Source organism: Halobaculum halobium (assembly GCF_030127145.1).
Classification (GTDB): domain Archaea; phylum Halobacteriota; class Halobacteria; order Halobacteriales; family Haloferacaceae; genus Halobaculum; species Halobaculum halobium.
Genome location: NZ_CP126158.1, coordinates 13,588 through 37,562, shown reverse-complemented (window position 1 = coordinate 37,562; position 23,975 = coordinate 13,588). Strand labels below are relative to the sequence as shown.

21 protein-coding genes, 1 tRNA gene and 4 pseudogenes are annotated in these 23,975 nt (G+C 69.6%); 12 read left to right on the top strand and 14 right to left on the bottom strand.

Features of this window, described 5'->3' with window-relative positions; all coding sequences use genetic code 11:
• Positions 1–44: 44 nt before the first annotated feature.
• Positions 45–386, top strand: a complete 342-nt coding sequence (locus P0Y41_RS00200; RefSeq protein ID WP_284061996.1) for a cupin domain-containing protein — start codon at positions 45–47, stop codon at positions 384–386.
• A 31-nt stretch (positions 387–417) separates the two neighbouring features.
• Here P0Y41_RS00200 and P0Y41_RS00195 read toward each other — a convergent pair whose 3' ends face one another.
• Positions 418–1,032: a DUF6149 family protein gene (locus tag P0Y41_RS00195; RefSeq protein WP_284061995.1), complete on the bottom strand. Its 615-nt coding sequence runs from the start codon at positions 1,030–1,032 to the stop codon at positions 418–420.
• 185 nt (positions 1,033–1,217) lie between these two features.
• Here P0Y41_RS00195 and P0Y41_RS00190 point away from each other — a divergent pair.
• From P0Y41_RS00190 to mptA, 3 genes and pseudogenes are all read left to right on the top strand, one after another.
• Positions 1,218–2,459: pseudogene (locus P0Y41_RS00190) on the top strand (NAD(P)/FAD-dependent oxidoreductase).
• Positions 2,460–2,568: 109 nt separating this feature from the next.
• Positions 2,569–2,985, top strand: coding sequence for a DUF7124 domain-containing protein (locus P0Y41_RS00185; RefSeq protein WP_284061993.1), 417 nt, complete (start codon positions 2,569–2,571; stop codon positions 2,983–2,985).
• 106 nt (positions 2,986–3,091) lie between these two features.
• Complete coding sequence (gene mptA, locus P0Y41_RS00180) at positions 3,092–4,018, top strand: GTP cyclohydrolase MptA (protein ID WP_284061992.1); 927 nt, start codon at positions 3,092–3,094, stop codon at positions 4,016–4,018.
• A gap of 114 nt (positions 4,019–4,132) precedes the next feature.
• On the opposite strand, the gene P0Y41_RS00175 is transcribed toward mptA, so the two are convergent.
• On the bottom strand, positions 4,133–4,936 hold the full coding sequence (locus P0Y41_RS00175) for a TrmB family transcriptional regulator (RefSeq protein WP_284062059.1): 804 nt from the start codon (positions 4,934–4,936) through the stop codon (positions 4,133–4,135).
• An 81-nt stretch (positions 4,937–5,017) separates the two neighbouring features.
• Positions 5,018–6,583, bottom strand: a complete 1,566-nt coding sequence (locus P0Y41_RS00170; protein WP_284061991.1) for a DUF255 domain-containing protein — start codon at positions 6,581–6,583, stop codon at positions 5,018–5,020.
• Between the two features lie 199 nt (positions 6,584–6,782).
• On the opposite strand from P0Y41_RS00170, the gene P0Y41_RS00165 reads away from it, so the two are divergent.
• A complete protein-coding gene (locus P0Y41_RS00165) occupies positions 6,783–7,364 on the top strand; it encodes an FxsA family protein (protein ID WP_284063429.1) in 582 nt (193 codons plus the stop codon).
• 156 nt (positions 7,365–7,520) lie between these two features.
• Positions 7,521–7,594 (top strand) — tRNA-Ile (locus P0Y41_RS00160).
• 256 nt (positions 7,595–7,850) lie between these two features.
• Here the strand turns inward: P0Y41_RS00160 and P0Y41_RS00155 are convergent.
• Together P0Y41_RS00155 and P0Y41_RS17935 are read right to left on the bottom strand one after the other, a co-directional pair.
• Positions 7,851–8,558 carry a GNAT family N-acetyltransferase gene (locus P0Y41_RS00155; protein ID WP_284061990.1) on the bottom strand — a complete coding sequence of 236 codons (708 nt, stop codon included), beginning with the start codon at positions 8,556–8,558 and terminating at the stop codon, positions 7,851–7,853.
• Positions 8,559–8,731: 173 nt separating this feature from the next.
• Positions 8,732–9,079, bottom strand: a pseudogene (locus P0Y41_RS17935) (GNAT family N-acetyltransferase); the annotation flags it as partial.
• 102 nt (positions 9,080–9,181) lie between these two features.
• On the opposite strand from P0Y41_RS17935, the gene P0Y41_RS17930 reads away from it, so the two are divergent.
• From P0Y41_RS17930 to P0Y41_RS00140, 3 genes and pseudogenes are all read left to right on the top strand, one after another.
• Positions 9,182–9,601: a DUF7996 family protein gene (locus P0Y41_RS17930; RefSeq protein WP_490396649.1), complete on the top strand. Its 420-nt coding sequence runs from the start codon at positions 9,182–9,184 to the stop codon at positions 9,599–9,601.
• A gap of 183 nt (positions 9,602–9,784) precedes the next feature.
• A complete protein-coding gene (locus tag P0Y41_RS00145) occupies positions 9,785–10,033 on the top strand; it encodes a DUF8006 family protein (protein WP_222915982.1) in 249 nt (82 codons plus the stop codon).
• Positions 10,034–10,144: 111 nt separating this feature from the next.
• Positions 10,145–11,022, top strand: a pseudogene (locus P0Y41_RS00140) (homoserine kinase).
• Between the two features lie 34 nt (positions 11,023–11,056).
• Here P0Y41_RS00140 and P0Y41_RS00135 read toward each other — a convergent pair.
• Together P0Y41_RS00135 and pdxS are read right to left on the bottom strand one after the other, a co-directional pair.
• The gene (locus tag P0Y41_RS00135) at positions 11,057–11,530 is read right to left on the bottom strand and encodes a thiol-disulfide oxidoreductase DCC family protein (protein ID WP_284061988.1); all 474 of its coding nucleotides are present in this window, start codon (positions 11,528–11,530) and stop codon (positions 11,057–11,059) included.
• A gap of 236 nt (positions 11,531–11,766) precedes the next feature.
• Positions 11,767–12,675, bottom strand: a complete 909-nt coding sequence (gene pdxS / locus P0Y41_RS00130) for a pyridoxal 5'-phosphate synthase lyase subunit PdxS (protein ID WP_284061987.1) — start codon at positions 12,673–12,675, stop codon at positions 11,767–11,769.
• 211 nt (positions 12,676–12,886) lie between these two features.
• On the opposite strand from pdxS, the gene P0Y41_RS00125 reads away from it, so the two are divergent.
• On the top strand, positions 12,887–14,788 hold the full coding sequence (locus P0Y41_RS00125) for a S9 family peptidase (RefSeq protein ID WP_284061986.1): 1,902 nt from the start codon (positions 12,887–12,889) through the stop codon (positions 14,786–14,788).
• A gap of 62 nt (positions 14,789–14,850) precedes the next feature.
• Here the strand turns inward: P0Y41_RS00125 and P0Y41_RS00120 are convergent, their stop codons facing one another.
• Positions 14,851–16,806, bottom strand: a complete 1,956-nt coding sequence (locus P0Y41_RS00120) for a hypothetical protein (RefSeq protein ID WP_284062058.1) — start codon at positions 16,804–16,806, stop codon at positions 14,851–14,853.
• A 410-nt stretch (positions 16,807–17,216) separates the two neighbouring features.
• Positions 17,217–17,696 carry a DUF6517 family protein gene (locus P0Y41_RS00115; protein WP_490396648.1) on the bottom strand — a complete coding sequence of 160 codons (480 nt, stop codon included), beginning with the start codon at positions 17,694–17,696 and terminating at the stop codon, positions 17,217–17,219.
• A gap of 355 nt (positions 17,697–18,051) precedes the next feature.
• On the opposite strand from P0Y41_RS00115, the gene P0Y41_RS00110 reads away from it, so the two are divergent.
• The gene (locus P0Y41_RS00110) at positions 18,052–19,047 is read left to right on the top strand and encodes a radical SAM protein (RefSeq protein WP_284061982.1); all 996 of its coding nucleotides are present in this window, start codon (positions 18,052–18,054) and stop codon (positions 19,045–19,047) included.
• A gap of 236 nt (positions 19,048–19,283) precedes the next feature.
• On the opposite strand, the gene P0Y41_RS00105 is transcribed toward P0Y41_RS00110, so the two are convergent.
• Positions 19,284–19,547 (bottom strand): hypothetical protein, encoded by a 264-nt coding sequence (locus P0Y41_RS00105; protein ID WP_345783171.1) that lies wholly within the window; start codon positions 19,545–19,547, stop codon positions 19,284–19,286.
• An 86-nt stretch (positions 19,548–19,633) separates the two neighbouring features.
• Positions 19,634–20,185: an NYN domain-containing protein gene (locus P0Y41_RS00100; RefSeq protein WP_284061980.1), complete on the bottom strand. Its 552-nt coding sequence runs from the start codon at positions 20,183–20,185 to the stop codon at positions 19,634–19,636.
• 111 nt (positions 20,186–20,296) lie between these two features.
• Between P0Y41_RS00100 and P0Y41_RS00095 the strand changes: the two genes are divergently transcribed.
• Positions 20,297–20,752, top strand: a complete 456-nt coding sequence (locus P0Y41_RS00095; protein ID WP_284061979.1) for a DUF5799 family protein — start codon at positions 20,297–20,299, stop codon at positions 20,750–20,752.
• Positions 20,753–20,800: 48 nt separating this feature from the next.
• On the opposite strand, the gene P0Y41_RS00090 is transcribed toward P0Y41_RS00095, so the two are convergent.
• From P0Y41_RS00090 to leuC, 3 genes and pseudogenes are all read right to left on the bottom strand, one after another.
• Entirely contained in the window at positions 20,801–21,823 is a 1,023-nt protein-coding gene (locus P0Y41_RS00090; RefSeq protein ID WP_284061978.1) for an isocitrate/isopropylmalate dehydrogenase family protein, read from the bottom strand.
• Positions 21,816–22,474, bottom strand: a pseudogene (locus P0Y41_RS00085) (3-isopropylmalate dehydratase small subunit). The gene P0Y41_RS00090 and the pseudogene P0Y41_RS00085 overlap by 8 nt, the downstream one beginning before the upstream one ends.
• Entirely contained in the window at positions 22,471–23,952 is a 1,482-nt protein-coding gene (gene leuC / locus P0Y41_RS00080; RefSeq protein WP_284061977.1) for a 3-isopropylmalate dehydratase large subunit, read from the bottom strand. Before leuC ends, P0Y41_RS00085 begins: the two are co-directional and overlap by 4 nt.
• Positions 23,953–23,975: the final 23 nt, after the last annotated feature.

Below are 23,975 nucleotides of genomic sequence, written 5' to 3'. Positions count from 1 at the left end.
GCGTCGCCCGCGGAATTAAGCGCCTCGCCGTCGGCAGGGAGGGTATGGAACGCGAACGCCACGATCCGAGCACCGACACCGAAGCGGTTCCGGGGGCCCACCTCGCCCAACTCGCGACCGGCGCGGAGATGAGCGTCCAGCACTTCTCGATCGAACCCGGCGCGGAGGTGCCGTCGCACAGCCACCACCACGAGCAGGCGGGCTACATCACCGCCGGTGCGTTGACGTTCATCCTGGCCGACGGCGAGGAGGTCGTCTGCGAGGCGGGCGATTCGTACGTCTTGGCGGGCGAGGAGGTTCACGGCGCCGAGAACAGGGGCGACGAGCGGGTCGAGGGGGTCGACATCTTCAGCCCGCCGCGGCCGAACCCGGACTGGCAGGAGTAAGCCGCAGTCGGCGCAGGACGCGGCGCCGCGATCAGTCGGCCTTCGCCTCGTCGTCGCCGTCGAAATCGACCTCGTCAGCGCCCGGTGCGACGCTCACGTCGACCTCGTCGGGTTCGTCGGTCCCGCCGACGTGGAGCTCGCCGTCCGCGTCCTCGACGTACGCGTCGTCGGCGAAGCCCGCGACCGCGTTCTCGAACTCGCCGGCGTCCATCCGCTCGGGCGTGGCCGGCGCGTCGGCGACGCCGTCCGCGGGGCGGAACTCGCCGAGCGGGTCGTCGATGGTGATCCTGTACCGCTGGAAGAACCGCTCGTATCGGCGGTAGTGCTGCTCCAACTCGTCGCTGGGGATCTCCATCATCTCCGCCCAGCCGTGGTTGAAGAAGTCGAAGTTGGCTTGGATGTGAGTGATCTCGCGGGCCTCCGCCTCGGGGTAGCCCGCTTCCAGCGCCGCGACGTAGGTGTCCATCGTCGCGTCGAAGAACTCGTCGAGATGGGCGCGTCGGCCCTCGCGCCGCTCCTCGTCGGCCTTGTCGAGGAAGATATCGGTGTGCATCCCGACGAGCCTCTCGTTGACGTAGTCGCCGACGACCGGCGTGGTGAGCGCGCGCTTTGCGGCCCAGTGGCGGACGTTTTGGCGGAGCTTCATACGCAGTTGATGGCGCTGGACGCTCTTGAATGTGCGGCGAATCGGAACCCACGGTAAGCGATCGTCGAGGGGCGATGGGGCAGTCCTTCGATTCCTAGAGGAACCCGTGAATCCCTTTGGGACGAACTCTCGTGAACCCTCACGTCGATAGCAACCCACATTAACCCCGAATCCGAATCGCCGGTATGAGCGAGTCGTTCGTCATCATCGGCGACGGGATCGCCGGTAGTTCCGCCGCCGAGACCCTCCGTGAGGAGGCGCCCGACGCCGACATCACCGTCATCACTGACGAGGGGAAGCCCTCTACAACCGTATCCTCATCAAGGAGTTCGCCAAGGGGAAGCTCCCCGAGGCGCCCATCTCCATCCACGAGACGGGATGGTACGAGGAGCGAGACATCTCCCTCGAACTCAACACGCTCGTCACGGACATCCGCACCGACGAGCACGAGGTCGAAACCCACGAGGGCGACGTCCTGGAGTACGACAAGCTGCTGCTCGCGGTCGGCGGCACGCCCCAGCAGCTCCCCGTCGAGGAGCGACGCCGACGGAGTCCACCACTTCTGGACGTTCCAAGACGCCCGTCGCATCCGCGAGTCCGCCGAGAACGCGGACCAGGCTGTCATCGTCGGCGCCGGTCTGCTCGGCATCGACCTGGCAGCAATCTGCGGCGCGCAGGACATCGAGGGCAAGTACCTGATGCGCGGCAACGCCTGGTGGCGCTACGCGCTCAACGAGGAGGGCGCCGAGATCATGCACGAGGCGATGCGCGAGCGCGGCGTCGAACCCGTCTTCGACTCCGGCGTCGACCACTTCGAGACGGACGACGAGGGCCACGTGACGGCCGCGGTCGATCCCAACGGCGACCGCTTCGACGCTGATTTCGCGGGCGTCGCCATCGGGCTGAACCTCAACACCGAACTCGTCGAGGGCACGCCCATCGAGACGGACGACGGCATCGTCGTCGACGAGTTCATGCAGACGAACGACGAGGACGTGTTCGCCGCCGGCGACATCACGCGCTTCTACGACGTCATCCTCGGCGAGCAGGCCCAAAACGGCGCGTGGGGAAGCGCGAAAGAGCAGGGGAGCATCGCCGCGAAGAACATGCTCGAGTACGGCTCGGCGGAGTTCCGCTGGGTCTCGTCGTACTCGATCACGCACTTCGACTTCCCGTTCCTCTCGTTTGGCCATCCGACGCTCGGCGACGACGAGGTCATGCGCTCGTTTGGCGACGACGAGTGGCGCCGCCTCGCGCTGAAGGACGGCAAGATCGTCGGCGGCGTGCTCATCGGCAACCTCGCACCGCAGTCTGCGTACAAACAGCTCATGCGCGAGCAGGTGGACGTGAGCGGACAGAAGGACGTCCTCATGACCGAGGGCTTCTCGGTCGACGACCTCGAAACCGAGGGCGCGACCGCCGAGTAACCGCCGAGGACGCCAACTCCCGCTGGGTTCACAGAGACAAGACGCGACAGGACCGACGACCGAGCCGTCGGACCGACACCGTTTTCGGCGGGACTCTCGGAGTACGCTCATGAACGGCGGCGGTTCGAGCGACATGACGCTCGCCTTCGAGTTGGACGCGCTGAAGTCGTTGGCCGATCCGAACGAGGTGTTCAACGACGCGCGCGGGTGGACGGAGTACGTCGGCGTGGTCTCGGAGAAGCCCACGTACGTCGTCACCAACTTCACCCGGAAGCACCGCATCCGCCAGGACTTCTTCTCGGGCCCTCGGGGCGTGCGGGAGTCACTGGAGAACGTCAAGCGGCAGTTCGACACCGACCGCCACGTGTTCGTCGGCACGACCGACGAGGACCGCGCGGTCTCCGAGGACACCGGCTGGGAGTTCCTCCCGCTGGAGCAGGCCGCGGAGGCGGCCGGGTGGACGACGACGGAACCCGACGACCAGTCGGACCACTTCGACGAGAACGCGCGCGACGACTGGCCCTGACGCCGCGGGGGACACCGCGCGCGACGGCCGGTCTCGAAGGAGCATGGGCGCCACCTTCAGCTTTCGAAACCACTAATCAGCGTCGACCCTTGTGAGTATCTACTCAATGAGTCACCAGTTGCCGGACGTGCAGGCCAGTCGGCCGGACGTCACCGTCGGACTCAGCCAGGTCGGTGTCACCGGCGTCGACAAACTCGTGAAAGTCGGCCGGGACGAGAAGCGACCCTGGGTGTTCATGGCCGAGTTCTCGGTGTTCGTCGACCTGCCCAGCGAGCGCAAGGGGATCGACATGAGCCGAAACATGGAGGTGATCGACGAGGTGCTGGAGGCGGCAACACGCGAGGAAGCGTACCGCATCGAGGACGTCTGCGGCGACGCCGCCGAACGGCTGCTTGCGAAGCACGACTACACCACCACGGCGGAAGTCGAGATGACCGCCGAGCTCGCGGCCCGCGAGGACACGCCCGCCTCCGACCGCGAGACGCAGTCGACGTTCACCGTCGTCGCCTCCGCCGTCGCCGACGACGAGGGCACCCGCGAGGAGATCGGCGCCGAAGTGACCGGCATGACCGTCTGCCCGTGTTCACAGGGAATGTCGGAGTCGCGCGCCCGCGAGAAGCTCGACGATCTCGGTGTCGACGATCAGGTCGCCGAGGAGTTCCTCGACGCCGTCCCGCAGCCGGGCCACTCCCAGCGCGGACACGCCACGCTCACGTTCACGGCCGACGGAGCCCCCGAGGTCGACCTCTTGGACGTGATAGACACCGCACGCGACGCGATGAGCGCGCGCATCTACAACTACGCCAAGCGCCCGGACGAGGACCACATGACCTACGAGGCACACATGGACGCGAAGTTCGTCGAGGACTGCGTCCGCGCGCTCGCAGAGGACGTGGTCGAGACGTACGACCACCTCGCGGACGACGTGGTCGTTCACATGAAGCAGTCGAACGACGAGTCCATCCACCAGCACAACGCCCACGCCGAACGCGAGATCACCATGGGCGCGCTGCGCGAGGAGCTCAGTCGCTGATCGCGGAGTTCAGGCTCGACTCATCGATTCACCCGCTCCCGGTTCCGCCGACCTCGTCATGCCATTCCGTTTCCGCCTCGCCTGTTCGTCTCCGGTCGTCGATTCCGTCCCGTACTACAGCCCGAGCGGCGAGGCGTCCTCCCACCGCTCGCGGAACGTCCGGCGAACGTCGCCGGCGAACTCGGGGTCCTTCAGGTCGATCATCGCGAACGACTCGTCCGGATCCACCGGGCTCGGAACTTCCATGCACACCTCCGCGTCGTCGACGAGCGTGAACGTCCCGCGCAGTCCCGGCGCGGTCCGCACCGTGAAGTTCGGGTGGTCGGCCATCCGGTCGAAGTAGCGCTCGCCGACCCCCTCCGGAAGCTGTGCGGGCAGCTCCTCTGACAGCAGCAGCGACACCTCGACGCCGCGTTCGAGCGCCGCCTCCAACTCCTCGGTTATCCGCTCGCCGACGGCACCGATGTCGAGTCCGGAGGCGGGCGCGGCTGCGATCATCACGACTCGATCGTCGGCCGCAGACAGCCGTTCGAGCAACAGATCAGCCGTCTCCTCCGGGCCGAGTGCAGCCGTCCAGAACTGCTCGTCCGGCGGGTCGCCGGCCTCCAACTCCAACGAGAGCTCGTCGACGACGGCCTCGTACTGCTCGGCCTGCTCGTCGAGTTCGCGCTGCTTCTCCTCCAGCAGCCGGTCGAGGGCGGCGTCCGGCTCGACTGCGAGGTACTTCTTCGGTCTGCTCGCGGCCTGACTGCGGGCGAGCCGGTGGCGTTCGAGGCTGTTGAGCACGTCGTACACCCGGCCCATCGGGACGCCGCTCGCCTCTGACAACTCCTTTGCGGTTGCGGGTCCGACGTCGAGGAGCGCGCGATACGCACGAGATTCGTACTCCGAGAGCCCGAGGTCGCGAAGGTCGGCCATACCACACCCAGGACATGGACACTCAAAAAACACACTCCGAGTTTACCCTCCGGCGCGCGGAGCGAAGCGGCACGTCGTCGCTTACTCGGCGGCGTCGGCGACGCGGCGCATCAACGCGTCCGGCGACTCGGCGGGCCCGGCGTCGCGGCCGCGGAGGACGGCGGCACCCTCGGGCGCGCGGTCGCTGTCGGGGACGACGACCTTCTCGTGGTCGGCGACACGCAACGCTGCGCGGTGGAGATCCGAGCCGGCAGGGACGCCGACGTCGACCACGAGCGGTTCGTGTGTGAGTCGGGCGGCCACCGAGCCGTAGCCGGCCACCTGCGCGCCCATGCGCTCGGTCGCGCCGGCGAAGGCGCCGACCGCGGCCTCGGCGCGCTCGCGGTAAGCGTCCTCGCCGGTGAGCGCGGCCAGGTCGACCAGCGCGTCCGCGAACTCGACCACGCTGTCGATCGGTCGGAGCGGCCTGTCGACCAGCCCGAGACCGGTCGCGGGACCGTCGCGGAACGCCGGCTCGTCGCCGAGGACGTCGAGCCCGCGGTCGGTGACTGCGCGGGCGAGGTCGAGCCCGTCGCCCAGGACGGACTCGGCTGTGCAGAAGGCCGCCGCGACGCGCCCCACGTCCTCGAGCAGATCGATCTCGGCGCCATCGTCGTCGACGTGGCGGACGGTGCCGTCGTCAGCGACGAGCGTCTCTCGGAGGTACGAAAGCGCGCGCTCGGCGGACGCTTTCGCGCGCTCGTCATCCGTGTAGGCCGCGAGGGTGAGCAGTGCATCGGCGGCGAGGGCGTTGCCGCCGGCGTAGGCCGTGAGGTCGGTCCGCTCGCCGTCGGGGCCGACGCTGGCGCCGTAGGCGAACCCCGACCAGAGGTCGGCGTCGAGGAACGCGCGGATCGAGTCGGCCGCCTCGCGGTACGCCTCGTCGCCGGTGTAGAGGTAGGCGTTGGCGAACGCGCGCAGGACGCCGGCGTCGTCGGCGAGCAGCTTCTCGCGGGCGGGGTCGGACCAGTCTCGCGCGCCCGCGTACCGGAAGACGCCGCCGTCCTCGTCGAGGAGGTTGCGGTCGATCGCATCGAGGGTCTGAGTCGCCTTGTACCGGTCGCGCTTGAGCGCGAACTCGACCGTCCGCGGCATGGGGAACTTCGCGTCGTCGCCCCACCCGGCGAAGTCCGGGTCCCACTGGGCGTCGAGTTGCCCCGCGAGGTGCTCCTCGATGGCGGTCGTCACCGGCCCGCTCGGCGTCTCGTTGCCGGCGAGCGCACGCGGGATTCGTCCCGCGTCCTCACCGCGTTCGTCCCACGTTTCTCGCACGCGGGTGAGCACCGAGCGGAAGCCCTCCGGTCCGAGATACGTCGCTCCGGTGAGCAGTTCGCCCGACGGCGTCGTGAACACGGTCGATGGGAACCCCCCCATGTTGTACCGCTCCCGGACGCGCGGCTCGCGGTCTACGTCCACCTTCACCGGGACGAATCCGTCGTTGACGTTGGCCGCGATTCGCGGCTCGCCGAACGTCTCGACGAGCATCTCGTGGCAGTCGTCGCACCACGTGGCCGTGAGGAACAGCAACACCGGGCGGTCCGTCTGTTCGGCCTCGGCGAACGCGTCATCCCCCCACTCACGCCACAGAACTCGCGTGTCCTCGGTCATAGTCGCGCTCGGGGGCGCCCGAGGGTAAAGTCGGCGTTCGCGGACGCGAGGGGCAACTGGCAGTTGCGGCGCTCGTCCGTTCGGTCGCTTCGCCCGGTAGAGCCGCTGGCGAGGTCGTCGCGCGATCGGCCGAGCGTGCGAGCAGCGAGTCGACCTCCAAAAGGGCTATACTGCGCGCTCGGGTAGCCCGGGTATGCGCATTCGGGTTCGCTACCTGCTCGTGGCCCTGCTCGCGATCCCGCTGGCGGACGCCGCGTTCCTGCTGTGGGTGGCGACGAATCTCCTCACCGCGGTGCAGACGGTCGCGCTGGTCGTCCTCACCGGACTGCTCGGGATGCTCCTCGTACGCGCGGAGGGGCGCCACACCCTCCGGGCCATCCAGCGGAAGCTCGCGACGGGCGAGGCGCCCACGGGCGAGGTGCTCGACGGCGGCCTGTTGATCGCCGCCGGCGCGTTCCTCCTCACGCCCGGTCTGGTGACCGACACGATCGGGTTCCTGCTCGCGATCCCGCCAACGAGGTACCCGATCCGCGAGCTGTTGCGGCGCTACGTCGTCGTCCCGTACGTCGACGCGCGGATGGACGGCTTCGCGACGGGCGCGGTCTGGACCGAGGGCTTCCCGAACCCCGAGGGAACGGCCGGCAGCGACGGGAACGGGACGGCCGGAAGCGTGGGATTCGGCCCCACGGAGACGGATGGCCGTGACGCCAGCGCCGCCGGCGACGAGGACGTCGTCGACGTCGACTTCGAGGAGGTCGACGATGACGATGAACGGCGGTAGTGAGGCGCACCCGGTCGCCTCAGACGCCGTCTCCGATCGCGGGTGAGGTGACCGAGATCCACCCGACCGGGGCGGCGTGCAACCGCATGACGTGGCGGCGACGCCGAACGGAAACGCTTAACCAATCCCTCCCACTACTCGGAGATGCGCTCACCTGGGCCAATAGCTCAGTCAGGTTGAGCGCTCGGCTGATAACCGGGAGGTCCGCGGTTCAAATCCGCGTTGGCCCATCCAAGGTATCACCGGCCCTTGGCCGGTGAGAATTGGGCCACTGGCTCCCCAGCCACCCAATTTCCGCGTTCTACCAATACTACGGGTAAGGGTAGGTTTACCTCGACTCACACTCACACCACACGCGGGTCCACCCCGTACAGCGGTGCCAGAGGCGGGAGGTGGCTTTCGTGAACCGCGCGTTCGGATCTGGCAAATCCGCAGATCGCGGTTGTCAGGACTGCGACTGCCACGTCACGCGCCGCGTTCGCGCGATCAGAACCCCTCGCGGAGGAACGGGTTTGTCGGCGGGAACGCGGCTGCGAGCGCCGGCTGCGTCGCCTCACCTTCGGTATCGACGGCGCCGAGTTCGACCAGCCGATTCGCCGAGTGTGAGCCGACGACCAATCGAGCGAGCGCGCCGATGTCGAGCACCACCTCCGCATCCGCGTCCGCGACCCGGTCGACGGTGCCGCGACCGTCGGCAACGCGCAGCCGGAAGCGGTCGTCGTTCCACTCGCAGGAGTCGTCGCGCACGTCGAACACGAGCGTCGTCTCGAGGTCCGCGGGATACTCGATCGCCGCCAGCGCAGATTCGACGTCGACGACGCGCGCCATCGGTCCGGGACGGATCTCCGTCTCCGCGGCCTGCGGGTCGTCGAGGTCGTCAAACAGGCGGGTGTCGGCCGGCCCGGTGAACCGGACGCGCTCAACCTGCGAGTCGTGATCGCGACAGAATCGCAGGAGCTGTCGGCGAGCCTCCCGGTCTCTGGCCGCGAACTCGTTCACCGTCAACGCTCGTCCGTCGGAGCCATCCTCGTCCCGAATCGTGTAGACGAGATAGCCGCGGAGTGAGTCGCCCCGGTCACCGTCGGTCCACCCGTACACGTACGGGTCGGTCTCCCACGACTCGAATACTCGATGGCGCCACCAGCCCTCGCCGCGGTCCAGCCGGAACTCGTCGCCCGCCCACTCGTCGTACACTGCGTCCAGCCGCGGCCACGCGTCGGCGTCGAGCCGTTCAAACGCCCCCGCCGGGTCCGGACACGCGCTCGCTGCGCCTCCGGAGCGACCTCGATCCGTGCGTACTCGCCGATCCGCTCGTAGCCGAGTCGGCGGTAGAAAGAGTATTCGAACGGCCACAGCGCGGCGAAGGCGACATCGGCGTCACGGAGTTCGCGGTGGACGTGTCCGAGGAGATCGCGGACGAGTCCGCGACGGCGCATCTCCGGGGGCGACGCGACCGCCGAGACGCCGGCCACGTCTCGAATGCCCCCGCGGATCCGCGCAGAGAAGTCGTAGTAGCCGCAAACAGCGGCGAGCGTCTCGGTTGCAGGGTCGTCTCGATCCCCGCCGTCGTCCTCGTAGAGGCCTCTGGGCTGGAACGACGCCGGCCGATCTGGGCCCTCCGGCTCGTAATCGGGACCTCGTTCCGGGGAGAAGGCGTACACGAGGACGTCGTCGAATGCGGTCTCGTGCTCGTCGGGGATCGCGCGGTAGTCCATGAGAGGACGGGTCCCGCTCCGCGAATAGTGTTTGCGCTGCCGCGAGACCGACTCACACGACCGGTGGTCTCTCCCCGGTGCGATGCTCTAGCTCGCGCTCTGATGCTCAGGCCCGCGCTCTTGGTCACCGGTTCCGGTTCGGATCGCGGGGTTCTCGGTGGTGGGGACCCTGGCGTGGGTATGGGCGACGACACGCGGCTTCGCGACCGGATCACTCGCGATCGACTCCTGCTCGCGGTGGTGCTGGTCGTCGGTATTGCGGGAACGGGGATCGTCCGCCGTCAGCTGGGCCTCCTCGGCTTCAACGAACTCGGTCGCGTGGTGTTCATTCTCGGGTACGGCCTCACCGTCTTCGCCGTCTGGTACGGGTGGATCCGACCGCTGGACATCACCGGCCCGGGTACCGATCGCGAGATCTCGCCGTCCGGATCGTCGCTCGATGAGCCGACCGAGAGCGACCCGAACGACGGCGAGAACGGTGTCGCTGCTGACCCCGGCACGCCGAACGACCGCGCGAATTGAGCGAGACGGCGAACGAGTCGGGCGGCGGAGCGATCCAGAGCCACGTCTTGCGGGAGGCGATTCGATCGATGTACCCGCCGTGCGGACGGTCCGCTCAACGGTGGTCTGGCATCGCGGGGGCCGGGCGCAAACGAGCGAGAACGGAACGTTAATGCGGCGCCCGGGGGGAACTGAAGACAAGAGATGATCCCGCTCCAGATCGTCGACAGCTTCCTGCTCCCGTACAACGTCGGACAGGCGCTGCTGCTCGGGTTCGTGCTGACGACGCTCGCAACGCTACCGGTCTCGCGGAAAGCCATGGCGCTCAACACGATGCTGTTCGGCGTCGTGTTCCTGCTGACGCCGCAGTCGCTCGTGCCGGTCCACTATCTCTTCCTCGGCATCGTGCTCGTCGTCATCGGCCCGCTCGTGTTCGTCGTCTCGCGGCGATAGCCTCGCGTCGACTCCCGACTCGCGCCCGACGACTCCCGAACACCGAACAGGAGCGGCAGGCGGTTCGAGCCGAACGTCATCCTTTTGGCCGCCGCGGCGGACCGAGGCGGCATGGTAACCGCCCGCGCGCCGGCGACCAGCGCGAACCTCGGCAGCGGCTTCGACACCTTCGGCGTCGCGCTGTCACACCCTGCAGACACCGTCTCGGTCGAGCGCGCCGCCGAGACGACCATCCGAGTGCGCGGCGCGGGCGCCGACTTCATCCCGACCGACCCCGAGAAGAACGTCGTCGGCGCCGTCGCGGAGGCGCTCGACGCTCCGGCACACATTCACATCGACAAGGGCGTCCGTCCGTCCTCGGGACTCGGCTCCTCGGCCGCGTCCGCCGCCGCCGCCGCGGTCGCACTGAATGAACTGTACGACAGGGGCTACAGCCGACACGACCTCGTTCCCGTCGCAGCCGAGGGGGAGGCGGTCGTCTCCGGGGAGGCCCACGCAGACAACGTCGCACCCGCGCTGTTGGGCGGTTTCACGATCGTCCGCAGCGACGACGGCGCGACGAGCGTCGACGCCGACCTGGCGCTGGTCGCGTGCCTCCCGGAGGTCGTCGTCTCCACGCGCGACGCCCGCGGAGTCGTGCCGGACTCCGTGTCGATGACCGACCACGTTGAGACGGTCGGCAACGCCGCGACGCTCACGGCCGGGATGTGTCGCTCGGACCCGGAACTGGTCGGCCGCGGACTCGACGACCCCGTCGTCACTCCGGCGCGCGCGAAACTGATCACTGGCTACGAGGGGGTCCGCGAGGCCGCACTGGCGGCCGGGGCGACCGGCGTCACCGTCAGCGGCGCCGGCCCGAGCGTGCTCGCGGTGTGTGAACCGGGTCGCAAGCGCGCGGTCGCCTCGGCGATGGTCGAGGGTTTGCCGACGCTGGCGTCGGTGCGCGCGCGTACCAGACCGCCGTCGGCGACGGCGCGACGGTGCTGTAGCTCGACTGGGAACCGCGGCCGACCGGCGTGCCGGTCACTCCAGCGCCCGCTCGGCGAAGCGCTCCCTGACCTCCGGCTCCGGCACCTCGCAGGCGTCTTTCTTCCCGAACACCTCATACCGGTACTCGGCGACCACGTCGTAGGCGGCGTCACGGATGCCGAGCGGGAGTCGGCGCAGTGCCCACGCGAACCGCCACGGTGCCCCCAGCCGACGGGCGACCCGTAGCGCTGCCGTCGACTTCTGAGAGGTCTCGTCGCCCTCGACGAGCACGAAGGAGTTGTGGTCCTCGGTCGGGAGTCCGTGCTCGCGCAACAGCGCCTGCCCGACCGGCGAGTCCAGCGGCGCGAACCGGAACACGCCCTCGTCGTCGTGGCGGACGAGAAATCTGATCGTCCCGTGACAGAGATTGCAGACCCCGTCGAACAGGATCACCGGATGACGGTGCGGGTCCACGTCTGCCAACGGGTCTGCGTCCGGCGGCGCGTCCGAGGCTCCGTCGTGGCTCACGGCTGTCGCTACGAGTTCCGAAGGCATCAAGCCCGCGGCGACCGGGCGGCCGCACGGCGGGCTCGTCGCCGGTGTGGTGGCGAACAGGCGACACGGCGGGCTGCCCGCGGAACGGCGTGTCGCACACCCGCGTGCGCCCCGCGGCCGGAGTCAGATCACGACAGTCGCACAGCTGTGGCCCCGGTATCGAATAAAAACGCTCGTGCGGGCGAACACCCAACGCGTGTCTCTCGTCGTTAGACGCCGCGGCCCTGCAGCTTCTCCTCCTCGTCCATCTGCTCGTTCGCTTGGCCGGACATCCCCTTACCGGGGGACTTGGCGATCTCCGTGAGCGTCTCCGGGTCGTCGTAGTTGTTGACCGCCTTGACGATCGCCTCGCCCATTGCGGGCGGGTTCTCGGCGCCGAAGATACCCGAGCCGACGAAGATGCCGTCGCAGCCGTGTTGCATCATGAGCGCGGCGTCGGCGGGCGTCGCGATGCCGCCGGCAGCGAAGTTGACGACCGGCAGGCGACCCATCTCGGCGGTCTCGTGGACGAGTTCGCGGGGCGCGCCGTGCTCGCGAGCCCACTCGTCGCGCTCCTCGCGGGCCATCCCGGAGAGCTGGCGGACGGCGCGCTGGATGTTGCGCTGGTGGGTGACCGCCTGGTTCACGTCGCCGGTGCCGGCTTCGCCCTTCGTCCGGATCATCGCGGCGCCCTCGTCGATGCGACGCAGCGCCTCCTCCAGGTTGCGCGCGCCGCAAACGAACGGCGCGGTGAATTCGCGCTTGTCGATGTGGTAGCGCTCGTCGGCGGTCGTGAGCACCTCGGACTCGTCGACCATGTCGGCGCCCGCGGCCTCCAGGATCTGTGCCTCGGCGGTGTGGCCGATGCGGGCCTTCCCCATCACCGGGATCGACACCTCCTCGATGACCTCCTCGAGTTTGCCGGGGTCGGCCATCCGCGCGACGCCGCCCCGCTTACGGATGTCCGCCGGGACGGACTCGAGGTGCATCACGGCGACCGCGCCGGCGTCCTCGGCGATCCGAGCCTGTTCGCGGTTGACCACGTCCATGATGACGCCGCCCTTCTGCATCCGCGCGAAGCCGCGCTTGACGAGGTCGGTCCCGCGTTTGAGCTCCTCCAGATCGGTCTCCTCGGTCATGGTCTACGTTACGGGTGTGCGTACGTAACGGTTGTCCTTCCCCGGGCGACGGCCGCCCGACGGCGTCGCCGTTAACCGGCAACAGCGGGTCGCGACCGGGGCGCCTTACCCGTGGTCGCCGCTGACTGCCACTGCCTGCCGCTGCCTGCCGCCGCTCGACCCGGCGTGCCGCGACCCCGGGCTACAAGCCGCCCGAGCGCCATCGCCTGCCGTGTACCGACGAGACCTCCGCGACACCGAACTCGACGACCTGCTGGCCGCGATGGCGAGCGCGGACTCGGTCGTGCAGGCTGCGCCAGCACCGGACGGCGACCGCATCGCCTACGCGAAGGCCCGCGAGGGCCAGATCGATCTGTGGGTGTGGGACGGGACGACCGACACCCGACTGACGAGCGGGGGCGTCGCCGCGATGCGCTACGGCCGGGGCGACCCCGCGTGGTTCGACTGGCACCCGGCGGGCACCGAGGTGGCGTTCGTCTCGGGCGACGGCGACCTCTCGACGGTCGACGCCGAGACCGGTGCGGTGACGACCCTGACTGGCTACGACGACCCGGACCTCAGCCTCGCGTACGCCCCCGGCGGCGACGACATCGCGGTCGTGACCGACCACTTCTCGCGCGCCTCGCTCGCGCTCGTCGCCGCCGACGGTTCGCGGGTCGAGGCGCTCGCCGACGACGAGTTCCTCTACGGCGACCCCGCCGTCGCGGACGACGGGACCGTGTACGCGACTCGCGCCGAGCACCGACACCTGTTCGACGACGAGGCCCATCTCGTCGCCGTCGACCGCGACGACGGCGGCCGCGGACAGGGCGTTCGCGTGGTGTTCGCCGAGGAGGGCGTCCGCGTCCAGAACGTCCGGCCGCGCCCCGACTCCACGGAGGTCGCGTTCGTGCACGACAAGAGCGGCTTCGACGCCGTATCCGTCGTCGACGGCCACGGACCGGACGAGGATGCAGACGCCGCTGCGAGCGCCGGTGGCGACCCCGGAGAGTTGTACGCCGTCGAGGAGGCGGAGGTCGCAGACCCCGCGTGGAGTCCCTCGGGCAAGACGCTCGCCGTGACCGTCACCCGTGACGGCCGCGCGAACGTCCACGCCGTCGACCGCGACGGCTTCGCCGAGGAGGTGACCGACGAGGACGCCTTCCACACGGCGCCCAGGTGGCGCGACGGCGACGTCCTCACCGTCCGCGACACGCCGCACGAGCCCGCGACGGTGTGGAACGCCTCCGCGGGCGAGCGGGTGACGCCGAGCGCCGCGCCAGACTTCGGCGCCCGGGTCCCGTTCCCCACGACGCTCACCTACGACTCCGACGGGACGGAGGTCCAGGCGGTCGTCTACCCGCCGGCCGACGACGCGGACGACGAGTCGGTGCCGGTGCTCGTGAAGGCCCACGGCGGCCCGACCTCCTTCGACCGCTTCGGCTTCGACCACCGCGCGGCCTATCTGGCCGCGCTGGGCTACTGCGTGATCCTCCCGAACTACCGCGGCAGCGACGGCTACGGCCGCGCGTTCCGCATGGCCAACGACCGAGACTGGGGCGGCGGCGACCTCCACGACGTGATCCGCGCGGTCGACGCCGCCGACGCGGCCTTCGACGCGGTCGACGGCGACCGGGCGGGCATCTACGGCGGCTCCGGCGGCGGCCTGATGACGGTGAACGCGCTCGGCAACTCCGGCCGGTTCGCCGCGGGCGCCGCCTTCTACGGCGTCTACGACTACGAGACGTTCCTCGACGACACCGACGACATCGGCTGGCAGCTCATGAAGCGCGAACTGGGCGACGTGGCGACCGACCTCGACAACTACCGCGAGGCGTCGCCGATCCGCCACGTCGAGGACATCGAGGACCCGCTGCTCGTCCTCCACGGCGAGGACGACGCGCGCGTCCCCATCAGCCAGTCAGAGCAGTTGTGCGACGAACTGGAGACGCACGGCAAGCGCTTCGAGTTCCGCCGATACGACGGCGAGCCGCACGGCTTCGGACGACGAGAGAACGTCGTCGACGCGTACACCCGCGTCGCCGACCTCTTCGCGAAGTACCTCCGGGTCGACCCCGACGACGGGAGCAGCAGCCCGCACCCGACCGACGAGCCCGACCGCGCGTCGAACTGACCGAGACCGGGGTCCGACGACGCTCGGCCGATCGGGGACCGGTGGAGCCCGCCGAGTTTCGCTTATTCGTCCGCGTCGATCGCCTGTTGGATCCGCCGCTCGATCTGCGGCACCCGTCGCTCGACCAGGCCAGGGAGCTGTCCGGGGAGGTTCTCGCGGTTGCGTTCGAGCGCGTCAGCGATCGCGGCGGTCCGCTGTTTGAGCCCGCGCAGGCGGTTGTCCGCTCCCTGCGCGTTCCCCGCCTGCGCCGCCTCGTTCGCCCGCCGCGCCGCGTTCGTCGACGCCTCTAACGCCCGGAGCAGCCCGACGAACCCCGCGTCCGGTCCGCCGCCCGACCCGTCGTCGCCGCTGTCGCCGCCACCGGTGTCGCCGCCCGGTCCGCCGGTGACCGACGCCGTCGCCTCCAGCACGTCCTCGACGGCGTCGGCGGCCGCGCCGGTCTGCTCTTCGGTGTCGTCCGGGACGCCGACCTCGTCGATGCCGTCGGCGTCGCCGTCCTCGAAGACGCTCGCCTGCGCGATCGTCTCCGTCAGCAGGGTGAGCAGGAACGACGTCAGCGACGCCTTCCCGGTGCGCGCCTCGCGAACGGTCGCGGTCGACTGGTCGGCCGCGGGGTTCACGCGGTAGGCGCCGAGCGCGCCCGCCTCGTCCTCGACCTCGGCCGTGTAGGCGCCCTCGCGGTGGACGTACACCGCGGCGCCCTCGGCCTCGTCGTCGGCGGGGAGGCCGTCGTAGACCCGGCCGGCGACGTCGTCCTCGACGGCGACCCGGTCGAAGCCGGGCGCGTCCGCGGCGGGCTCGGCGCGCACCTTCACCGCGTCCTCGTTGGGCGTCACCACCACGTCGCCGTCGACGCCGACGGTCGTGGTCGCGGGCGGGCCGTCGGCGGTGGCCGCTGACTCGGTCGGCTCGGCCGTCTCCGAGTCGGTCGTCGCGGAGTCGGTGGATCCTGCGCCGTCACCGCCGTCGCCGCCGTGATCAATCCGCTGGCCGTACGGCGCGACGCCGGCGCCGTTGACGGTCAGTCGGTGCTCTCCGGCCGGCACGTCGCGAAGAGCGACGACCCCGTTGAACGTGGGAACCGCTTCGGGATCCGATTCGAGGAGGGCGATCCCCTCGACGACCGGCTCGCCAGTGTCGACGCCGTTGCTCCCGGGTGCGTCGTCGCTGTCGGTGGCCTCGCGGATCACGCCGACCACGTCCCCGGCGAGTCCGCTCACGTCGAGGTCGAACCGCTCTGAGAGCGCAGAGCGGTGCCGCGGGTCGGTCACGTCCGTGAGCGGGTCCGCGAATCTCGGTTGCGCCGTGGGAGTGCCCGTGGTCGTGATGTGGGACGCGACCGCGTCCTCGGCGAAGGACGGGACCGCGAACTCGAAGCTCAACTGCGGACCGGTGAACTCCCCGATAGTCAGGTCCGCCATGGGCGTCAGCGAGTAGCCGTAGTCGGCTTCGCCGGCGGTGTCGGCTCCCTCGAACGCGAACATGAGGCCCGTCTCTCGCAGCGGAATGTCGTCGGGCGGCGAGGGGTCCCCGAGAAGGACTCGACGGTCATCGCTGCGGGGACGAGGTGATCGCGGGTGACGTTCGGGAGGTCCGGGTGATCGTGGATCGGCGAGCCGTCGAGTTCCGGCAGCGAGAAGGGGAGACGATACCCCTCTCCGCGGAAGCCCGTAGGCCGCGGGCACGTCCAGCGGGGAGAGCGCACCGTTGGAGATGTCGGCGATGTCGGTGACGAGCGGAAGCCGCTCGAACTCCGCTTTCGTCTCGTTGATCCCCAGCGCGGAGGAGTGACTCCCCACCTCACTGATGATGCTCGCGCGGTCGGTCTCGGGGTCGAGGAACTCGTTGTTCGGCACCTTCCGAGAGTGGGCCGACGCGACCAGCAGCGTCGGGTCGCCCGTCTCCGGGTCGCCCGACCCCTCGCCCACGTCGAGGAACACGTGCAGCACCTCCCAGTCGTGCCAGTGGAAGTTCACCGAGAACTGGTCGAACGCCGAGTAGAACCAGTACTGCACCACCGTGAGATCGGTGTCCGGGTAGCGAACGGTGTTGTAGAACGCCGTCCGATGCGGGCTCGCCGCCGGGCTCGTAGTCGCGGGCGTAGCCGTCGAACGCCGCGAAGCCGTCGAGAACGCCCCCGTCGCCGTCGTCGCCGGTGTACTCTCGTGGGTCCGTCGGGAACCACCGCTCGCCGGCGCCGAAGTACAGGTCCGGTGCGTGGGCTTCCGCGAGCGTCCGGGCGCGCTCGCCGGAGACGGCTTCGCTCTCGGGCGCGTCTCCGCCCCCGAGAACTCCCGCACAGCCCGCGATCGACGCGGCGCCGGCGGCGGCACCGGCGGCTGCACCGGCCGCGAGAACCTCGCGGCGCGTGCGTCGAGCGGTGTCGGTCTCGTCGTCCGCGTCGGCGGCGGAGTCGCGCATCCTCGGACTACCCCCCGTCGTGGGTGACCGAGCGCATCATCGTTCGGACGTCGTCGGCCTGTCCCGACAGTCGGGTCGGGTACGCGCCGACCGTGACGACGAAGTCCCCGCCCGCGCGAACCGCCTCCGAGACGTGCAGTCGAATCTCGACGGTGACTCCCTCGGTAACGGTCGCGTCGGCCGTGAACAGCCCGACGGTCGTGTCGGTGCCGAGCACCGTGACGGTCTCCTCGCCGTCCGACTGGAGGTTGGAGATCCCGTCGTACTGGGAGAGCATCCGCCGCGCCAACTCCCTCGTACTCAACTCCCCGACGGGGTTGAACGTCTGCTCGGCGATCTCGACGGCCGGCGTCGACAGCGCGACGAACAGCGACGCCTGGATGCGCTCGCCGAGTATCTCCGCGGCTTTGTCGTACTCGGCGACCTGGTTGGTGACGACGACCTCTCGGGTCTGGTCGGCGACGGTGAACTCCCGGGTGATCTCCATCGGTTCGACCCGGTACTCCTCGAATCCGGTCGATTCCAGGGTCGAATCGGGGACCGACGCGACGCTGGCGGAGAACTCCGCCGGCTCCGAGCCGGTGATGACGCCGAGACAGCCGCTCGTCGCGCCCGCACCCCCAGCGCGAGCGCCGCACCGGTCCGCCGAAGGAACTCCCGTCTGCGTGCCTCTCGTGGCATGGGACGGACCTTGGATTCAAGCGGTATCAGTCTCGTGGTCGACGGCGACGCGGGCGAGCACGCCGCTGTCGGCCTCGAACCCGTCGCGACAACGGCTCACACGGTCGAACGACCGGGTATCGTACCGCTTTTGCCGCTCGGCCGGGAACGTAGGGTACCGAATGATCTCGAAGGGCTGTGAACAGTGCTCCAAGGGCGGGAAGATGGTGCTGTTCGTGTACGGCTACTGCGACCAGCGCGACTGCTTCTACTGTCCGCTCGGGGAGAACCGCAAGAACGTCACGGACGTGTACGCCAACGAGCGCCTCGTCGAGTCCGACGAGGACGTGATCGAGGAGGCCAAGCGGATGTCGGCGTTGGGCACCTCCATCACCGGTGGCGAGCCCCAGGAGGCGATGGGGAAGACGACGCGGTATCTCCGCCTGCTCAAGGAGGAGTTCGGCGAGGACCACCACACGCACCTCTACACCGGGATCCCGGGCGGCCGCGAGAACATGCGCCGCCTGTCGGAGGCGGGCCTCGACGAGATCCGATTTCACCCGCCGGTCGAGCAGTGGGGAGACCTTCACGGCACCGAGTGGGAAGAAATTCTCTACGTCGCCCGCGAGGAGGGCCTGACGCCGGCGTTCGAGATCCCGGGCATCCGCGCGGAGGAGGAGTTCCTGGAGTTCCTCGACGAGGGGGCCGCCGACTTCTGCAACGTCAACGAGTTCGAGATGTCCGACGGGAACTACCGCCGGATGCAAGAGCAGGGCTTCGAGCTGCAGGAGGGCCACATGTCGGCCGTCGACGGCTCGAAAGAGGAGATCTTGGACGTCATGGGCGACCACGAGAAGGTGTACTTCTGCACCTCCGTGTTCAAGGACGCCGCCCAGCACCGCAACCGCCTCAAGCGGATGGCGCGCAACCTCCAGCGCCCGTTCGACGAGGTAACTGACGACGGCACACTCGTGTACGGCAAGACGTACGCGAGCCCAGAACGCATCCGCGATCTCGGGGTTCCAGAGGAGTTCTACACCACGAAGTCCGACCACGTCGAGGTGGCGTGGTGGCTGCTCGAGGAGATGATCGACGAGGGCGATCTCGACGACGGCGAGGTCGTCGAACAGTACCCGACCTACGACGGCACGGTCGTCGAGCGGACGCCGCTGGCGTGACCGTCACGGTCTCTCACTGAGCGCGCCGAGGCGTTGGTCGATCCTGAGAGCCGGAACGCCGACGCACTAACTGGCGACTGCCCCGTGTAGAGCGTCCGCGCGTCACGATTCGTCCTTCCGAGTGCAAAGGAGGACCGGGCGGTCCGTCCCGAGGACGACCTCCTGGGAGACGCTCCCGAAGAGCGCCTTCCCCGCCTTCGAGCGCTTGCGTCCGGCGATGCTGATCGCGTCAACGTCTATTCCTCCGCGGTCTGGATGATAGATCTCGACGGCGTTCCACTCGTCTCGTGGTACTCCACGGTGACCCCGGCGTCCTCTAAGATGGTAGCCGCACGCCTGACAGCGGCGACCTGACTGACCGACGCGCCCTCGCGGTTGTCCGTGAAGTCGTGCAACAGGTGCGCGGTCGTGCTGTCGGTGTCGAACAGGTCGCGGACCGTCGCCGCCTGGGCGGCCGCACGGTCGCCGCTCTCGTCGATGGCCAAGAGGAGATGTTTCACACGCACGAATTGCTGCGATCGAACATATACGTATGGGTGGGTCCGAGCGCGGCGGGCGCGTCGTCGCTACTGCCGGTTCGGAGTCGCTACTCCCCGAGCGTGACAGCCTCGTCCGCGCTCCGCCGGAGCGCGTCGGAGCGGCCGTAGCTCCCCGGCGCGATCGCGAGCGTCCCGAGGCCGTACTCGTTGGCGACCTCCAGCGCGGGCTTGAAATCGGTGTCGCGGGAGGCGATCGCGACGGTCGCCGCGCGACGCTCGGCCGCGAACGACGCCACGTCGACGGCGAGTTTCACGTCCACGTCGCCGCTGGTGGTGATCACCTGAAAGCCGTTGGCTTCGGCAGCCTGGATGAGGCCCGGGGTGGCGTGCTCGTCGAGGTACAGCCGCGCGGTGACGAGTCCACCGTCGGCCTCGGCGGCCGCGCGCAGATCCGCGAAGTCCACGTCGAACTCATCGCGGAAGACGTTCGGCCCGTCGACGAACAGCGCGACGCCCCGCGGTCGCGCCGGTTCCCCGTCGGCGTCTCGCCACGGGCCCCGCGGACCCGCGGCTCCATCGCCCGCTGACGACGGCCCGTCTGCGCCGCGAGCGTCGTCGCCGCCGGCGCTCGCTCCGAAAACGCGATCCAGCAGTCCCATGGCGAGGGGACCGGACGGTGGCCGATACGCGTTCCGGTTCGCCCCCGATCGTCCGTCGGCCCCGCCGGCCCGAGGGAAACCGACATACCCGCCCCCGCCGTTCGTGGGCACATGAGCAACTGGACGGACGCGATCGTCGGCGAACGCATGACCGTCGACCGCGAGTTCAACGACCGGATCCACCAGTCGGAGTTCTCGAACCAGCAGTGGGGACTGATCATGACGGCCGTCGAGTTCGAGATCGAGGACGCGGACGACCCGGAGAACGCCCGGATCGTCGCCGACACGTCGAAGCTTCCCCAGATAATGCCCGAACTCGACAACGTCTCCCAGCAGATGGGCGGGATGCCCGGCGGCGACCCCACGGGCGACTCCTCTGGCGGCGCCTTCGGCGAGATCGTCTCCGACATCAAGGACGCCCTCCTGGGCGGCGGTGGGGGCGGCGGCACGGACACCCAGCAACTGGAGGCCGCCGAGCGACTCACCCAGGAGTACGCCGACGAGCTCCAGCGACACCTGGAGTCGAAGGGGAAGTTCGAACAGGTCCGACTGGCGTATCAGGAGTAACGAATCGGTCGAGCGCGGAAGTCGGCTCGCGGGCGTGGTTTCTGTCGCTTACAGCCGCGCCAGCACCGCGTCGGTCACCTCGCGCGTCGTCGCCTCGCCGCCGAGGTCGGGCGTGCGCGGCCCGTCCGAGAGCACGCGCTCGACGGCCGACCGAATCTTCGCGCCCGCGTCGTCGTCGCCGAGCGACTCGACGAGCATCGCCGCCGAGAGGATCGTCGCCGACGGGTTCGCGACCCCCTCGCCGGCGATGTCGGGAGCGGTGCCGTGGACCGGCTCGAACAGGCCCCGCTCGGCGCCGACGTTCGCCGACGGCAACAGGCCGAGCCCGCCGACGAGTCCCGCCGCCAGATCCGACAGCACGTCGCCCGCGAGGTTCGGGCAGACGATCACGTCGAACTGCGTCGGGTCGAGACACACGCGCGTCGCGAACGCGTCCATGAGGACGGTCTCGGCGTCGACGCCGGCCGCCTCGGCCGTCGCGAGCACGGTGTCGCGGAACAGCCCGTCCGTCTCGCGCATCACGTTGGCCTTGTGCGCGACGGTGAATCCGTCGTGGTCGCGTTCGGCGACGTACTCGCAGGCGAACTCGCCGAGGCGCCGGGAGGCCGACTCCGTCACCACGCGCGTCAGCGTCGACACGTCGTCGCTGAGGCGGTCCTCGTGGCCCGCGTACACGCCCTCGGTGTTCTCTCGGAGGAAGACGAGGTCGGTCTCCGGGCGGAGCGCGTCGACGCCGGGGTACGCCCGCGCCGGGCGGATGTTGACGAACGAGCCGACCGCCTCCCGCAGCGGGAGGATCACGTCGGCTGCCGAGTCGCCGGCCGCGCCGAACAGCGTCGCGTCCGCGGTCGCGGCCAGTTCGTACGTCTCCGCGGGCAGCGCCTCGCCGGTCTCGTCGAGCGTCGCGTCGCCCGCCTCGGCCGCGGTGAACGCGTAGTCGCCGACGGCGTCGAGCACCTCGACGGCCGCGGGGACGACCTCCCGCCCGATGCCGTCGCCCTCGATGACCGCGATCTGGGGGACATCGCCGCCGTCCGATCGCGGCGCGTCCGCCGGGCTCGCCTCAGTCATCGGTGTAGGGCAGACTGTCGTTGACCGCCGTCGCGCGGTCGAGGTTCGTCCGCATCACCGCGGTCGTGTCCCACTTCCCCTCGAGGAGCGCCTCGCGCATCGCGTCCGGGACCTCCTCGATCGCGGTCCCGTCGTAGCGGACGGTCTCCTCGCGCACGTCGACCTCGACGCCCGCGTCGGGGTTCGTTTCGATGAACTCCTGGAGCGCGACGACGTCCTCGTGGTCGACCGCGAGCGTCGGGATGCCCAGCGACTTGCAGTTGTCCTGGAAGATCTCCGCGAACGACTCGCCGACGATCGCCTCGACGCCCCAGCGCATCAGCCCCTGTGGGGCGTGCTCCCGGGAGGAGCCGCAGCCGAAGTTGTCGTTGACCGCGAGCACGTTCGCGCCGCGATACTCGTTGAACGGGTGATCGTTGGGATCGCCGTTCTCGTCGCGGCGCTGGTCGTAGAAGGCGTACTCGCCCATATCGTCGAAGGTGACAGCCTTCAGGAATCGGGCGGGGAGGATCTGGTCGGTGTCGATGTCGTCGCCGCGAAGCGGACGCCGGTACCGGCGACCCGGCGGATCGCCGGCACCGCGGCCGAGTCGTCCGCGCCGTCCGTCTCGGGCGCGTCGTCGCCGGCGCTGCCGGGGACGTCGTCGCTCATTCGCTCACCTCCGCGCTCGCGTCGTCATCGTGGGGAGCGGCGCCGTCGCCGTCGGCGGTGCCGACGAGCTCGGGCGTGTCGAACGCCCGCACGTCCGTCACCGCGCCCTCGACGGCCGCCGCGGCGACCATCGCGGGCGACATCAGGTGCGTGCGCCCCTCGGTGCTGCCCTGTCGGCCGACGTAGTTGCGGTTCGACGACGAGGCGCACACCTCGTCGCCCTCGAGCGCGTCGTCGTTCATCGCGAGGCACATCGAACAGCCGGCCTCGCGCCACTGGAAGCCGGCGTCCTTGAAGATCTGGTCGATGCCTTCGGCCTCCAGCGTCCGCTTGACCGTGCCGGAGCCGGGGACGGCGAGCGCGCGAACGTCGTCAGCGACCTCGCGGCCCTCGAGCACCTTCGCGGCCTCGCGGAAGTCCGCGACGCGGCCGTTCGTGCAGGTGCCCAGGAACGCCACGTCGATCTCGTGGCCCTCCATCGTCTCGCCGGGCGTCACCTCCGTGTGATCCTGCGCGGACTCGGCGGCCGCGGGGTCGCGCGTCTCGGACGGGGCGGGCACCGGTTCGTCGACGCCGACGACCTGTTCTGGGTTGGTCCCCCACGACACCTGCGGGGCGAGGTCGTCCGCGTCGACCTCGACCCAGTCGTCGTACTGGGCGTCCTCCTCCGAGCGGATCGACTCCCAGTACTGCTTGCGCTCCTCGAACGCTTCGCCGTCCGGAGCGAACTCGCGCCCCTTCAGGTACTCATAGGTAGTCTCGTCGGGGTTGATGTAGCCCGCGCGGGCGCCGCCCTCGATGGACATGTTGCACACCGCGAGGCGGCCCTCCATGTCGAGCGTGCGGATGGCCTCGCCGCCGTACTCGTACACGTGGCCGACGCCGCCGTCGACGCCCAACTCGCGGATGACGTGGAGTATCACGTCTTTCGCGCCGACGCCGTCGCCCAGCTCGCCGGTGACCTCGACGCGTCTGACGTCCTTCTTGTCGGCGGCGATGGAGCCGGTGGCGAACACGTCGCGGATCTGGCTCGTGCCGATCCCCATGCCGATGGCGCCGAAGGCGCCGTGGGTCGAGGTGTGGCTGTCGCCGCAGACGACGGTCATCCCCGGCTGGACGAAGCCCAGCTCGGGCCCGACGACGTGGGCGATGCCCTGGCGGTCGTCGTCGAGGCCGAAGAAGCGGATGCCCGCCTCCTCGGTGTTGCGCTCCAGGTGCGTGAGCATCTCCTCCGCCTGGTCGTCGGCGAGCGGACGATCGCGCCCCTCCGGGCGCGTCGGGACGATGTGATCGGTTGTGGCGACCGTCCGATCCGGGAACGCGACCTCCATGTCGCGCTCGCGCAGCATCCCGAACGCCTGCGGGCTCGTCACCTCGTGGACGAGGTGGAGGCCGATGAACAGCTGGTCCTGCCCGTTCGGCAGGTCGGCGACCTTGTGTCGCTCCCACACCTTGTCGTACAGGGTCCCCTTGCTCATCGGCGTACGTCCCTCGGGTCGTC

Excerpts from the sequence above, each read along its gene's own strand:
- P0Y41_RS00145 (WP_222915982.1), top strand. The coding sequence starts at position 9,785 with ATGATCCCGCTCCAGATCGTCGACAGCTTCCTGCTCCCGTACAACGTC.
- P0Y41_RS00185 (WP_284061993.1), top strand. The coding sequence starts at position 2,569 with ATGAACGGCGGCGGTTCGAGCGACATGACGCTCGCCTTCGAGTTGGAC.
- P0Y41_RS00090 (WP_284061978.1), bottom strand. The coding sequence starts at position 21,823 with ATGACTGAGGCGAGCCCGGCGGACGCGCCGCGATCGGACGGCGGCGAT.
- leuC (WP_284061977.1), bottom strand. The coding sequence starts at position 23,952 with ATGAGCAAGGGGACCCTGTACGACAAGGTGTGGGAGCGACACAAGGTC.
- P0Y41_RS00195 (WP_284061995.1), bottom strand. The coding sequence starts at position 1,032 with ATGAAGCTCCGCCAAAACGTCCGCCACTGGGCCGCAAAGCGCGCGCTC.
- mptA (WP_284061992.1), top strand. The coding sequence starts at position 3,092 with ATGAGTCACCAGTTGCCGGACGTGCAGGCCAGTCGGCCGGACGTCACC.
- pdxS (WP_284061987.1), bottom strand. The coding sequence starts at position 12,675 with ATGACCGAGGAGACCGATCTGGAGGAGCTCAAACGCGGGACCGACCTC.
- P0Y41_RS00110 (WP_284061982.1), top strand. The coding sequence starts at position 18,052 with ATGATCTCGAAGGGCTGTGAACAGTGCTCCAAGGGCGGGAAGATGGTG.
- P0Y41_RS00170 (WP_284061991.1), bottom strand. The coding sequence starts at position 6,583 with ATGACCGAGGACACGCGAGTTCTGTGGCGTGAGTGGGGGGATGACGCG.
- P0Y41_RS00095 (WP_284061979.1), top strand. The coding sequence starts at position 20,297 with ATGAGCAACTGGACGGACGCGATCGTCGGCGAACGCATGACCGTCGAC.
- P0Y41_RS00175 (WP_284062059.1), bottom strand. The coding sequence starts at position 4,936 with ATGGCCGACCTTCGCGACCTCGGGCTCTCGGAGTACGAATCTCGTGCG.
- P0Y41_RS00200 (WP_284061996.1), top strand. The coding sequence starts at position 45 with ATGGAACGCGAACGCCACGATCCGAGCACCGACACCGAAGCGGTTCCG.
- P0Y41_RS17930 (WP_490396649.1), top strand. The coding sequence starts at position 9,182 with ATGCTCAGGCCCGCGCTCTTGGTCACCGGTTCCGGTTCGGATCGCGGG.
- P0Y41_RS00100 (WP_284061980.1), bottom strand. The coding sequence starts at position 20,185 with ATGGGACTGCTGGATCGCGTTTTCGGAGCGAGCGCCGGCGGCGACGAC.
- P0Y41_RS00115 (WP_490396648.1), bottom strand. The coding sequence starts at position 17,696 with ATGGAGATCACCCGGGAGTTCACCGTCGCCGACCAGACCCGAGAGGTC.